The sequence below is a fragment of the Streptomyces liliifuscus genome, assembly GCF_016598615.1.
Classification (GTDB): domain Bacteria; phylum Actinomycetota; class Actinomycetes; order Streptomycetales; family Streptomycetaceae; genus Streptomyces; species Streptomyces liliifuscus.
Genome location: NZ_CP066831.1, coordinates 4275115 through 4288747 on the forward strand (window position 1 = coordinate 4275115; position 13633 = coordinate 4288747).

Sequence of the window (13633 nt, forward strand, 5' to 3'; positions counted from 1 at the left end):
TCAGAGGACGTTCGGCAGCAGCGCGGTGAGCGCCGCGGAGTCGGCGAGGCCGAGTGCGGCCAGTACGGGCGCGGCGCAGATCCAGGTCTGCCAGCGGCCCCACACGCGGTACAGCCAGACGGTGATCAGCGAGGCGAGGAGCAGCCCCTGTGTCCACAGGAAGACGGCGAGCCAGGCGTCGTTCTGGCCGGCGAGGGCCTGCTCGGAGGGATCGATCCAGCCGGACCTGATCGCGCGCGGCGGGTTCGGCTGGATGTCGGAGACGAGTTTGGCGTCCACCCGCAGCAGGCCGCTGGGCGTGTACGGGGCGCCCTTGGCGGTGATCAGGGTGAGCCGCCCCTGACCCTGGCCCAGTTGGACGGGCAGTTCGTCTCCGGCGTGCCGGATGCCGGTGACCTCGTACACCGACTTGCCCTGGCCCGTGGTCAGTTCGAAGCGGGTGCCGGTGGGCAGGCTGTGCAGGTTGTTGAAGGGGCTGCCGTAGCCCCACTGGCGGCCCATGATGACGACGGTGCCGGCCTGTCCGGGCAGCGGGGTGTCGCGGCGGTGGCCGGGCCCGGACATCAGCACGCTGGAGGTGGTGCCCTCGGCGACCACCTCCTTGAGGCCGAGTGCGGGGATGCGCAGCAGCGCGACCGGCGCGCCGAGCGCGAGGGGCTTGCCGTCGAAGGTGCGCTGGCCCACCGGGGCGGTGCCCAGGGCGAGTTGCTCGCGCAGATCGTCGTACGCGGTCTGCTGGTCGCGGGAGTGCTGCAGGTGCCCGACGATCGTGAGGTTCGCGGCGAACCCGAGGAGCACGGCGGCCAGCACGCACAGGGTGGCGCCGGCCAGCGCGAGTCCTGGACGGGCGGGCGGCCGGGCCTCGTCGTCGTGCCGCACGGGCGGGCGCGCCCCGGGAGCGGGCGGCGGCGGGGCGGCGGGCTGCGTCGGAGGTGGTGGGGCCAGCACGGACACGGTGGGTGCGCTCCTCGGGCGGACGGGCGGGCTGGTTCGGTGGACGGGCGGTTCGGTGGGTGGCCTGGTTCAGTGGGCGGGCTGGTTCAGTGGGCGGTCGGTTCGGTGGGCGGGGTTGCGCCCGAAGGCTGGGGCCATGGGCCAGCAGAGTTGAAGCCGACGGCCCGGAGACGGCGAGGGAGCCACTGGCGCCACCGGGACCCGACGGCGGCCTCCGGGACCGACGGCCGCCGCCACCGGGTCCGGTGGCTGAGCCCCGGGACCCGGTGGTCGGCTGTCGGCCGTGGTCGGCGGGGCCGGTCGGGCCGTGCGGTCCGTCAGAGGTGGTTCGGGGTGTCGCCGAAGGTCAGCAGGCCCTTGCGGCGGACGTGGACGACGAGGGCGGCACCCGCGCAGAGCAGCGCGAGCCCGGCGAGGCCGATGGCGCCGACCTGGGCGCCGGTGGAGGCCATGCTGCCGCCGCCGCCCGAGCCGCCGGTGTCGCCGCCGGAGCCGCCCGCGCCACCGGAACCGCTCGTGTCACCCGAGGTGCCGCCGTCGGCACCGCCGACCGTGCCCGAGTCGCTCTCCGAAGGACTGGGGCTGGGCTCGTCGCTCGGGTCGTCGACGACTCCGGTGGTGAACGCGAACTGGACCTTGTGGCCCTCGGTCTTGTCCTCCGCGAGGGTCAGCGTGTGATCGCCGTCCGCGAGCTTCTTCGGCAGGGTGAACGCGTAGTCCTTGACGGTCCCCTCGGCGTCCGCCTTGGCGTCGGCGTACTTCTCCTCGCTGTCGGCGAGCGCGACCTTCACCGTGGCGTCCTTGGTGTAGCCACGCGCCGTGATCTTCACCGTCTGCCCGGCCCTGAGGTTGGGGTTGGCCTCCAGCACCGTGCCGCTCTCGTCGGTCACTTCGAGGTCGGCGGGGGTGGAGGGGCTGGGGGACGGGTCGGTGGGCGACGGGGTGGGCGAGGGGGACTGGTTCGCCGCGGTGATCTGGATGACCTTGGTCGACTGGGCCGCGCTGAAGGCGTCCGCGTCGGTCGGCGTGAAGGTCGCGGAGTAGAAGTGGTTGCCGGCGGCGGCGGGGGCCGTGGTGGTGAACTCGGCCTTGCCGTTCACGACGTCGGCCGTGCCGACCGGGGTGGACGTGTCGTTCGTGGTCCCGGTGTAGGCGAACTCGACCTTGCCCGCGGCGGCGGCCGGGGTCATCGTGGCCGTCAGCTTGAGGGAGCCGCCGACGGGGGTCGAGGGTCCGTCGAGGGCGACGGTGGTCGTCTGCGTCTGGACCAGCGTCCAGGTCTCGCCGGTGACCTGGACGATCGCGGTGAAGGCCGGGACGTTGTTGGTCAGACCGGCGCCGCAAGCCAGAGCAAGGGTGTACTTGCCGTCGAGGGAGCCCTCCGTCACGTAGGAGCGCAGCTGGGCCTCGACGGTCGCGGTGCCCGGGGTGAGCGGGACCGTGAAGGGCGCCGTCTTGGAGATCGTGTCCGCCGAGGTGCTCTTGGCGAGCTGCTTGGCGACGGTGGTGCTCCCCGGCTTGAGCAGCCAGAGGAACATGGCCGTGGGGTTGCTGGTCTCGGGGCACCCCGCGTCCGTACTGGCGGAGGTGGCGCTCAGCGGGGCCTTGATGCTGCCGGTGGCCGGCGCGAGCGTGAACTTCCCGGAGGAGGTGACGGCCTCCGCCCGGCCCGCGAACGCGAGCACTCCCGACAGGGCCCCCAGCAACAGGGCGCAGCACATCAGCAGTGCCGCGGGTGATCTGAGCAGTGTCTGGCGGTTCATGTGGTGGTCCCCCCACAGGGTTCGGGTCGGTTCGGTTCGGGGTCGGATCGAGTCGGTTCGGGGTCGGATTGGCGTGCTTCCGGGTCGGTCGGTGACCGGATACGCCGCTGAGCCGGGCACCCTGGGGGTGCCCGGCCGTTGTGCGGTCAGGTCGTGAAGCCGGTGATCAGCGCTCACCCTTGAGGTCGGGGTCCGTCGTGTCACCGCAGTTGGTGATCACGCCGAAGCCGTAGAGCTGGATCGTGTCGGCGTCGTTGCAGACCTTCGAGCCGGAGCCGGCGAACGTCGACGCGATGGTGGCGTTCGACAGCTTCGAGGTCGGAACGACGTTGTAGACGTCGCGGTTGTAGGTGAAGTCGACGTTGAGCGTGCCGTCCGCGTTCTGCGGCGCCGAGCCGTTGACGCGGCCGAGGACCGTGGCGCCGTGGCGGTCGTTCACGATGCCGCCGGTCTGCGCGATGTACTGGGCCACGGAGTACGGGGCGATGTCGCCGGCGCTGTCCAGCGCCTCGCCGTTGTGCTCCTGCATCGAGCCGACGCAGGTGCCGACGGCGGACTCGGCCACACCGATCTGGCCGAGGAAGAAGGTGCGGGTGCCGGAGTTGGTCTGCGGCAGCAGCGGGGTGAGGGCGACACCGTTGACCGAGGTCAGCGAGCAGGTGTAGACGTCGTGCAGCTGGGCCGTGGTCAGGTTCAGGCCGTTGCTGAGCGCGCTGTCCCCGCGGACCGCGACGGTGACCGCGTCCTTCGCGAACGGGATCCAGGTCAGGTCCGTGGTCGAGGTGTCGGCAGGACCGCGCGAGGAACGGGCGAAGTCGAGGCAGCCCGTGTTGTTGTCGACGGCGTTGCGCAGCGCGTCGATGCCCGCGGAGGAGCCGTTGGGGCGGTTGATGACACAGCCGGTGGCACGGGTCTTGACGGTGGCCGTGCCGGTGGCGTCGTACGAGGCGACCGTGTTGCCGCCGTCGACCGAGTCACCGAGGCCGTTCAGGACATCCTGGGTCGTGTCGGAACCGGCGCCGGCGAGCACCCGGAAACCGTTGGACGGGTCGGCGACGGCCGGGGCGGCCATGGCACCGACGGCGAGGGCGGCCGCACTGACAACGGCACCGATACGTGCACGGGACTTGACGTTCACTACTGTTCTCCTCCGTCAAAACGGATTGCGAGGAATGGAGCGTGAAGCAGAATGGAGCATCAAGCAGGATCCGGATTCTGTTTCCCGCCGACCCGTCGGCCGGCCGCGGCAAACAATTCCGCACACCGCTTCACAACGGCCACCAAATCCAGCCACCCATTGAGTTAAGAACTCATTTCCAAGGTGACACCTAGAGAATTCGGTGACGGGAAGAGCGATTTCCCGGAACCGCCGGATCCCGGGAAATCGGACTCCGCCCTGCGGCCAGGTCCTGTCGGACAGGCCCTAACCCCCTGCGGGGACCCGCCGCGAGGACAGCCGGAGCATCACGGGACCGGCCAGCGCGGCGACACCGCCGGCGATCAGCACGGCGAGCAGCACCCACCGGACGAGACCGATCACCTCCGAGGGAGTGAGCCCACCGGACTCGGCCACGTTCTGTTTCGCCGGGTCGGTCGACGCGACGGACGGCCTGCTGGTGTCCGCCGTGTCGGGATTCGCGCCCGCGGACGCGCCTTCCGTACCGCTTCCGCCTCCGGCGCCCCCGCCGGCCGCCGAGCCGGCACCCGCGCCCGAGGCCGTCCCGTCGCCGCCGGAACCGCCGGAGCCCTGCCCGTTCTCCGCAGGCCCGCCCGGATCGTCCGAGGAGGCCGGCGCCACCCAGGTCTCCAGCGTGGTCGCCGCCCGCAGCGCCTGGTCGCGCAGCGCCTTGGGCAACGGCGCGTAGCCGTACGGAAGTTCGCCGCGCGCGGTGCCCTGCGTCTGGCCCGCGCCCGCCGCGTACCTGATCACCTTGGCGTAGTCCTGGCGTGCCGCCTTCGCCTGGTCGACGGAGGAGGCCGCGTAGACGACGGCGGTGAGCGGATAGGCGCCGTTCCGGGCCTTGGCCGGGTCGGGGGTCCTCACTCCGGCCACCGACGAGTCGGGCATGCCGGCGACGGCCTTGAGCATGGCGTCCGCGGTGGGCTTCACATATGTGCCGTCGGCGTTGGGCAGGGCGGCGACATCGAGCTGGTAGCGGGTGCTGGACGCCGAGTCGACGACCCCGAACTCCCGCGCGTTGGTGGCGGCCGGGCGTTCACCGCTCAGCTTCCAGCCCGAGCCCGACTGCGCGCACAGGTACAGCTGCCCGCCGTAGCCGTTGCGGACCTTCTGCGCGGCGTCGTGCATGTCGTTGGTGTAGGGGACGAGGTCGGTGCCGTCGAACGGCAGGGAGTTCTCCGGGGTGCCGCAGGACGCCTTCGACGTCGTCGGGTCGGCCTTGGGGAAGTAGTCGAGGGGTGTCGTGCCGAGGTCCATGTCCCGGTACGAGGTGTTGACCTTCATGCCCCACGGATCCGCCTTGCCCGTGAGGAATTCCCGTGCGTCCTTGTTCTGCTGGACATAGCGCCAGATCATGGTGGCCGTGTCGGAGTTCTCCGTGGACAGGAGCAGCCCCCAGGGGGAATACGTTCTGCCGCTCGCGGCGGGGAAATCGGGGTTGAGTCTCTGGAATTCCGGGTCGGCCCCGATGGTCTCCGGGTTCGACTTGATGTAGGCGGGCAGGTATTCCGCCGTGGCCACGCTCTTCTGGTACGACTGGGTGAGCAGTTTGGCGAGCAGCCGCTGGTTCAGTTTCACGTCGTGCAGCTGACGGTTCGCGATGTACGAGCCCGAGCCCTCCCCCACAGTGACGTCGTACCGCCAGTAGAGGCCGACAGTGAGGCCGCTGATCGCCACCGGCGCCTGTACGACCGGCGGCCCGTCCTCGACGGCCTCCACCGGCTGCACGGTGAAGCCGAGGCCCGGCGAGGTGTCGCTCGGCGCGGTGACGCGCTCCCGTGCCTCGCCCTCGCCGGACTGGGTGAACGTGAACCGTCCGGCGCCGGAGCCGCACAGCGCGCTCTGCCACGACGTCATCGCGTCGGTGATCAGCTCGGAGCCGATGGTGCGGCGCTCGGCCCGGTCCTGGGAGCAGTTGCTGCCGACGGGCAGGAAGTCGAGCCGGAAGACCAGGCGTTGGTTCCAGTTCGACTGGCTCAGCGCGGAGCTGCGTACCGAACCGCTGTTGCCCTCGGTGCCGTTGGTCTCGTGCTCGCCCCGCGGGACGACGACCAGCCAGCAGGGCCTGACCGTGCCCGACGACGTGGTCCGCGCGCCACAGCCCAGATGTGGGGACTCGACCGACGAGCGCATCTCGAACACGGTCTCGCCGTTGCCGTCGGAGTCGTTGGGCAGCCAGGTCTGGGAGTTGGTGTCGAGGCTGTTGAAGTAGGTCCAGTCCGTTCCGGTGGTGGTCGTGGCGCCCTCGACGGGCTTGAAGGGGATGAAGGGGATGTTGTCGGCGTCCGTCGCGTGGTCGGTCTCCAGCGGGTCCCTGGTCGGCGAGACGAGCCGGCCGCCGCCCGCCGGGGCGCCGTCCACGGCACCGAACTCGCACTGTGTGCGGTCCGGCCCCTTGTCCGCGTCGTCGCCCCAGCACTCCATGATCTGGAGGTAGTTGTTGTACTTGGCGCCGGTCGGCGCCGCCTTGCCGCCGGACCAGGTGACCCGTACGCCCTGTCCGCGCAGGTTCTTCGTCTGGTGGACCGTGACCTTCAGCTTGGAGAAGTCGTCGTGCGGTCCGGCGGATCCGGTCTTCGTCACGGCCGAGTCCTCGGCGGTCGCCGCCTGGGCGTCCTGCGGCAGCGGCACCAGCCCGAGCACCAGGGCCGCAAGGAGCGAGCCGACGCCCGCCGCGACCCGTCTGCGCCCGCTCATGCCTCGCACCGGCTCTCGCACCGGACCTCGTATCAGCTCTCGTATCGGCCCTCGGGCGGGTCTCATGCGGCTTCTCCCTTGCGGCGGGCACGGGCCGACAACATGCGGGCCGTGAGCGGTGGACCGACGACCACGGCGAGGAGCAGGACCGCGGACAGTGCCATCAGCGCGCCGCGCAGGCCGAACTGCTGGCCCGAGGCGAGGTTGACCGGGTTGGCGACCACCGCGTTGTCGCCCAGGCCGGTGCCGTCGCCGCTGACGAGTTCGCCGGTGTCGGGGTCGACGGTGCCGCCGCCCGTCGTGGTGGCCGCCGCCGACTCCCGGGCGTCCGGGGTGCCGTCACCGTCGCTGTCGGCGCCGGTGCCACCCGCACCGCCCGTGCTGCCCGACCCGCCGGTGCTGCCGGAACCGCCGGTGGCGGAACCGCCGCTCGTGTTGCCGCGGCCCTGGGCGCCCGGGTTGACCGGCGTGTTCGACTTGGCCCCGGCCGTGCCGTCGGAGCACTGCGTGGAGCCCTTCTTGTCGCAGTCCTTGGGCTGGGGGGCGTTGTCCAGCAGGGTGTTCCTGCCGCCCGAGAAGGTGGGGTTGCGGCAGTCGTTGATGTCGACGCCGGACGTGGGGGCGCCGGGGACCCGGCGGACCTGGTCGAAGCCCGCCTGGACGAGGTTCTTGGGCAGCGGCGAGTAGCCGAGTTCCTCCGCCTGTTGCTGGCCGTCGCAGAGGAAGTACCGGGCGAAGGTGCCCAGCGAGTTGCCCTTGGCCGCGTTCATCGGGTTCTTGTCGCCGCCGACGGAGGTCGGCAGGATCATGTAGCTGTAGCTGGAGAGCGGATAGGTCCGCTTGTCGCCGTTGCGGTAGACGCCGTCCAGGATCTGCGTCAGGTAGTTCGGCGAGTTCTTGTCCTGGTTGATCCGCGCGCCGGTCAGGGCCACGGCCACGCTGGAGGCGGTCGGCTCCACGTAGTAGTTCGACCTGTTGAGGACCTTGGCCACCGGGAAGCCGGTCTTGATGGCGTACGAGTACTCGACGTAGGTGATCGAGCCCTCGGCCTGCGGCTGCCGTACGAAGCCGGAGACGCCCAGCGAACCGGACTTGGCGATCATCGAGGAGCCGGACAGGACCGGGTAGTACGAGGTCATCCCGCAGGAGCCGCCGCGGCCGGTCCGCCCGCAGTAGTCGTTCCAGACCGCGCCCTGCTCCTTGGCCAGCCAGGTGGTGAACTGGGCCGTGGTGCCCGAGCCGTCGGAGCGGACGACCGGGACGATCCGGCGGGCCGGGAGGGTCAGGCCGGGGTTGTCGGCGCGGATCTCCGGGGCGTTCCACATGGTGATCGCGCCGGTGAAGACCTTGGCGAGCACCGGTCCGGAGAGCCGGAGGTTGGTGACCTTCTTGCCGCCGATCTTGAGGTTGTACATGAAGGCGGTCCCGCCGGCCACGATCGGCATGTACGCGTAGCCGCGGGCGGGCGGGTTGTCGGTGACGCCCTGCTCGGTCAGCCCGTACGGGATCTCGGAGACCGCGAAGTCGACGACGCCGTTGCGGAACTGCTCACGTCCCTGGGAGGAGCCGACGGCCTTGAAGTTGACCGTCATGCCGAGGTTGGCGGAGATGTTGCGCCGCCACTGGTCCAGGGCGTTGGAGCTCCAGGTCGAGCCGGAGCCGGTGATCTTCGTATAGGACGCCGCCTCGGCGGCGGGCGGCCGGACGGCGACCAGTGCGCAGAGCAGCGCCAGCCCCGTGGCACAGAGGCGGAAGGCGGTTGCGGGTCTCACGACGAACTCCTCGGATCCTGAGCCGACTTGCGGAGGGAAATGCCGGGCCGGACGGCCGAGCGGGTGGCCGGGGCCCCGGCCCGGTCGTCGGACGCCCGTCGTTCGCCCGAAGGGCGGACCTCGCGACGTCCGGCGCCGTACAGCGCCCCGTAAGGGGCGCGGGGAACTGCGCGACCAGCCCCCACCGGCCCGCGGCGAACGAACAACACACCCAGCGGAGCGCGCAGCATCCGCGCCAGACGCCCTGCGGCAGGCGGGGAGGTGACATCCGGGCCCACCTCCGGGGGCCCCTGGTGGGTCCGGGTCGAGAAGCGCCGGGCGTCCTTGCGGGAGGCCACGACCCGGCGGTGCTGCTGGCGGCGGGTCAGCTGTCCGGGGCCGCGTCCGCCGATGCTCCGGGCGACGACGAACAGGGCGAGCACCACGACGAGCAGCGTGGCGGCGGCGCCGAACCCACGGGCGATCATGTTCGGCTCGGGGGACTCGACGAGCTTCAGCGCGGCCAGCGGCAGCGACACCATGGGGTCGGAGAACGCGTTGGCGTTGAACTCCGCGCCGAAGCCCGCGGTGATCAGCACCGGCGAGGTCTCCCCGATACCGCGGGCGGTGCCGAGGATCACCGCGGTGGCGAGGCCCGAGCGGGCGGTCGGCAGCACCACGTGCCAGACGGTCCGCCAGCGCGAGGTGCCCATGGCGTAGGCGGCCTCGCGCAGCGTGCCGGGGACCAGACGGATCACCACGTCGGAGGCGCGGATGATGATCGGCAGCATCATCACCGAGAGCGCGAGCCCGGCGGCGAACCCGGACTCCGGGAAGCCGAGGGTGAGGATGACGGTGGCGTAGATGAACAGGCCGGCCACGATGGACGGCAACGCTGTCATCGCCTCGACGATCGTCCGTACGAACCGGGCGAAGCGTCCCGGGACCTCGTTGAGGAAGACCGCGCAGACCAGTCCGGCGGGGACCGTGATGATCAACGCGATGGTGATCTCGATCAGGGTGCCGGCGATCGCGTGCTTGATACCGCCCGTGCTGAGCGGCTCCAGGGGCCCGGCCAGCCGCATGTCCTCGGTGAAGAAGTTCAGATGGGGCAGCGCCTTGCGGCCCTCCCAGAGGGTGTACGACACGACGAAGACCAGCACGCTCAGGAGCACCGCGCCCAGCGAGCGGACCACGGCGGCCGCGATCCGGTCGGCGACGGCGGGCCCGTCCTCGTCGAAGGAGACGAGCAGCGCGTACAGGCCGAGGAAGAGGGCGTACGCGACGACGACGAAGCCGACCGCGCCGTTGAAGGGCAGCAGCCGGGCGAACAGCAGCCAGGTCAGGGCGAGCGCGGCGGCAGCGGCGCCGGACATCGCGTAGACGTCGGTGGCCCTCAACTGGGCGACGGAACGCCTGCGTTCACCGCCGGGGGCGGCGGCGCGCACGGCGGGTGGAATGGTGGTCCGGGGTCTCGCGCGGGTCTCGGTCTCGGGGGCTGCGGTCATCGCCGTTCTTTCCTTCGGGGACACAGGTGGCCGCGACATCGGGGGGCCGGCCGGTGGGCCGGCGGGGGTGTCATCGACATGTCACGTCACGCGTCACTGGCCGCGCCGGAGCGGCTGCGGGCGACGATGGACGAGGCGGCGAAGTTGACGATCAGGGTCATCACGAACAGGGCGAACCCGGCGGCCATCAGGGCGGACAGGCTGAACTCGCTGGCCTCGCCGTAGCGCAGGGCGATCAGCGAGGAGACCGAGCTGGTGCCCGACTGCAGGACGTGCCACTGGACGGTGAAGACCGGCGAGATGAGCATGAAGACGGCGATGGTCTCGCCGAGCGCCCGGCCGAGCCCGAGCATGGTGCCGCCGATCATGCCGCCCTTGCCGAACGGCAGGACGACGCTGCGGATCATGCCCCAGCGGGTCGCACCGAGCGCGTAGGCGCCCTCGCGCTCACCGGCCGGGGCCTGCGAGAAGACCTCACGCATGATCGAGCAGATGATGGGCGCGACCATCATGCCGACCACCAGGCCGGCGATGAACGTGGACGAGGTGTAGACGGTCTCGGGCGCGAGCGGGTCGCGCGGATCCGCGCCGTCGACCTCGAAGACCGGGATCCAGCCGAAGTAGGTGGCGATCCAGCGGGCGGTCGGGAGCACCTTGCCCTCGAGGAAGAAGACCCCCCACAGGCCGTACACCACGGACGGGACGGCGGCCATCAGGTCGACGACGCTGATCAGGGTGCGGCGCAGCCGCGGTGGCGCGTACTCGGAGATGTAGAGCGCCGCGCCGAGGGCGAGCGGCACGGCGACCGTGATCGCGACGAGCGCGATCAGGACGGTGCCGACCAGGATGGCCGCGATGCCGAAGTTCCCGGTGTCGGGCTGCCAGGCGGCGGTCGTCAGGAAGGACCAGCCCGCGCGGTCGAGTGCCTGCCAGGCCCTCAGCAGCAGAAAGCCGCCGACCAGGAGCATGACGGCGAGCACGAACCCACCACCGCCGCGGGCGACGGCACGGAAGACCCGGTCCGGCACACCTGAATCCGCGTACAGCCGACGGGGTACGTCATCGGCGAACGCGAGTGGCCCGGGCGCGGCGGGCAGTGGGCCGCCGCGCCCGGGTCCCGCTCTTCGGACTCTCCGGAGCAGGGGAGATCTCGGGGATCTCGGAGGTTTCGGCTGAGGCACACACCGGACGTTCTACGTCCTCGATTGACATGCCCATCCCGATGCGTGAACGAGAGGTTCCCTGGGGGCAACTTCCACCCCGGCGCGCCCTCCACACCTCCGCCATCACCCGCCGCACCTCATGTCTCACCCCATAACTCCGGCCGCTCCGGGTCGAGTTCGGGTAACAACGCGCGAAAGCGGTCATAGGCGGAACGGCAGGTCGCATGGCGTTCGTACGTACGTGCCGCCGCCGCGACGGGACGGTTCGCCGCGTCCCAGAGCAGCCAGACCCAGCCGCCCCCCTCCGAGCTGTGCTGGATCCCGCCGACCAGCTCGTCACGCCTCGCACAGAGTTTGGTGAACGCCGCTCGACACTGTGTGTGCGAGTCGTGCGAGTCCGCCGAGACCGCCACGGTCCGCCCGTTCGGGGCCACCAGGCGCCAGCCGTAAGCGCCTTCCGCCGTGAAGTCGATCTGACATCTCATCCCCGCCGCGACGGCGGCAGGTCTTGCCGCCCCCCTGGGCTGCTCCATCTCCCCACCCCCGCCGCCCTTCGAGACAGCAGAACCGCAGGTACGGCCCCCTTGTGAGCGACATGAGCAATCTACTGAGACAGCTGTGACGCAAGGCAGGCAAAACTAACTGCCCGACGCACACTTCATGGGCTGGTATCCCCTTGGTAACGCGTAGGAAAGGCGGGGCGGAAAGCGCTGTCGCCCGGCTGGGCGGAGATATCTGACTTGCCGTCAGGAAGGGTGCAGGAGTGCGGAAACCGGGTCGGCCCGGTGGGGACCGGACGCGATCCGAAGGGCTGGAGCGGTCCGAGGAGTTGTTTCTCCCCTCAGCCCCTCAGCCCCACACCACCAACACCGCCGCCCACACCAGCCCCAGCAGCAGGACCAGCGGCCAGAGCGGGCGCCCCCGTTCGGGTGCGGTGCTCTCCCCGGTGGGCCGGAGTGCGGGATCCGTACGCATGGCGGTGAGTTCGGCGGCCAGGGCGTCGTAGGGATGGACCAGGCCCTGGCGTCGCTCGAACCAGGCCCAGCGCGGCGCGGCGACCGACCAGTCGTCACCCCGCCAGCGGAGCTTCAGTTCGAAGGACTGACGGCGTACGGAGCGGATGTCGTCCCAGGGGACGTGCCGGGGGCCGCGCAGTCCGGTGACCCACAGACCCGAGCGGTCGGCGGTGATGCGCCAGGCGAGCTTGAGAGGGACGCGTACGACTCCGTAGAGACCGAGTACGCCGAGGAGTGCCAGCTTCCAGAGAGGCGCCCCGGACTCGGAGAGCCACATCGCGACGAACCAGGCACCCCAGAGCACGAGGAGCGCCGCGGCCACCCAGTCGAGCCAGCCCGCACTCCAGCGGCGGACCGGGACGGGCGGCCGGTCGACGACCAACTCCCGCGCCTGTTCCTCCAGTTGGCGGTTCTGCTCCTCGCGGGCCTTCTCCTTGGCGACCCGTCTCATGCCGGCGCTCGGCGACAGCGGCCGGACCGGTCCCGTCGACCACTCCGTGAGCGGCGGCTGGTCCGGGTCCTCGTCGGCGCTGACGACCACGATCTCGGCGCCGTCGAAGGGGGCGCCGTAGAGGACGGCCTCGCGGACCGGCCCGGGGGTGTCGTCGTCCACCGCGTCGAGGAGCCGCTCCAGTTCCTCGTCGCCTCCTTCGCCGTCCTCGTCGTCCTCGTCCTCGTCGTCGTCCGGCTCCTCACCGTCGTACGACGTCAGGTCCACCGTGAAGAGCGGGCGCACCGCGGCGAGGTCGTCCGCCGCGTACACCTCCGTGGTGCCCTGCGCGTCGTCGCGTACGAGGACGCGCAGTACGGGCACGGGGGTCCGGCGCAGGGCGAGGGCCCGGCGGCGGCCCAGCCACGCCGAGGCCAGGGCGGTCACGGCGAGCCCGGCCAGGTAGATGGCCATGACCCAGGAGCCCCGCTCGTCGTCGGCCGTGCCCCACAGGCCCGCGGTGGCGCCGATGAGCGCACCGAGCCCGAGCACCGTGAGGCCGAGCGGGAGCAGGAAACGGCCGCGCAGGAGCACGGCGTCCGCGTCCGGGGTCCGTGCCGTGACGTCCCCGGCGGCCTCCAGCGCCCGTTCGAGCTGACCGCTCCGGGCCCGCAGACGTACGGCGACGGCGGCCCAGGTGACCACCACGGCGAACGCCAGGACGGCGGTCAGGGCCCAGGGCAGCGACCGCGCCTCCAGGGCGAGCGCCAGCAGCAGGACGGGCGCACCGCCCCAGACCAGCTCCGGCCGTGCGAGCACCCAGAGGATGTACACCGCGAATCCCGCGGCGACGAGCGGCCACAGTCCGCCGAGCATCGCCGCCCAGGCGCCCGCGCACAGCGCGAAGGTGGACACGGCCGCCGCGATCGACCTGCGCACCCGCAGGAACGACCAGCGCGGAGGCAGCGCGGCCGACCAGTTGCCGGCCCGCCCGGCCGTCCAGTCCCGGCAGCCCTCGGGTATCGCGGCCACGGGCAGTCGCAGCGGCTCGTCGTACGACACATGCACTCCTGGATCGCGTGGGAACGCCGGTGGTGACACCGGCGCCGGCACAGGTGGTGACAGTAGCGACCGGACGCCCCTGCCCGGGCCACCGGACCGCCTCCGCCCC

Annotated in this window: 9 protein-coding genes; all 9 read right to left on the reverse strand. The window is 71.4% G+C overall.

The window, feature by feature from the left end:
* Positions 1-954, reverse strand: a complete 954-nt coding sequence (locus tag JEQ17_RS18030; protein ID WP_200396204.1) for a sortase — start codon at positions 952-954, stop codon at positions 1-3.
* A 317-nt stretch (positions 955-1271) separates the two neighbouring features.
* Entirely contained in the window at positions 1272-2717 is a 1446-nt protein-coding gene (locus JEQ17_RS18035) for a hypothetical protein (RefSeq protein WP_200396205.1), read from the reverse strand.
* A 166-nt stretch (positions 2718-2883) separates the two neighbouring features.
* Positions 2884-3855 carry a hypothetical protein gene (locus tag JEQ17_RS18040; RefSeq protein ID WP_200396206.1) on the reverse strand — a complete coding sequence of 324 codons (972 nt, stop codon included), beginning with the start codon at positions 3853-3855 and terminating at the stop codon, positions 2884-2886.
* Positions 3856-4140: 285 nt separating this feature from the next.
* Entirely contained in the window at positions 4141-6594 is a 2454-nt protein-coding gene (locus tag JEQ17_RS18045) for a hypothetical protein (protein ID WP_200396207.1), read from the reverse strand.
* A gap of 62 nt (positions 6595-6656) precedes the next feature.
* Positions 6657-8366, reverse strand: coding sequence for a phosphate ABC transporter substrate-binding protein PstS (gene pstS, locus JEQ17_RS18050; protein WP_200396208.1), 1710 nt, complete (start codon positions 8364-8366; stop codon positions 6657-6659).
* Positions 8363-9853 carry a phosphate ABC transporter permease PstA gene (gene pstA, locus JEQ17_RS18055; protein WP_200396209.1) on the reverse strand — a complete coding sequence of 497 codons (1491 nt, stop codon included), beginning with the start codon at positions 9851-9853 and terminating at the stop codon, positions 8363-8365. Before pstA ends, pstS begins: the two co-directional genes overlap by 4 nt.
* A gap of 86 nt (positions 9854-9939) precedes the next feature.
* Entirely contained in the window at positions 9940-10881 is a 942-nt protein-coding gene (pstC, locus tag JEQ17_RS18060) for a phosphate ABC transporter permease subunit PstC (protein WP_234048249.1), read from the reverse strand.
* 272 nt (positions 10882-11153) lie between these two features.
* Positions 11154-11549: a hypothetical protein gene (locus tag JEQ17_RS18065; protein ID WP_200396210.1), complete on the reverse strand. Its 396-nt coding sequence runs from the start codon at positions 11547-11549 to the stop codon at positions 11154-11156.
* 316 nt (positions 11550-11865) lie between these two features.
* A complete protein-coding gene (locus tag JEQ17_RS18070) occupies positions 11866-13524 on the reverse strand; it encodes a hypothetical protein (RefSeq protein ID WP_200396211.1) in 1659 nt (552 codons plus the stop codon).
* Positions 13525-13633: the final 109 nt, after the last annotated feature.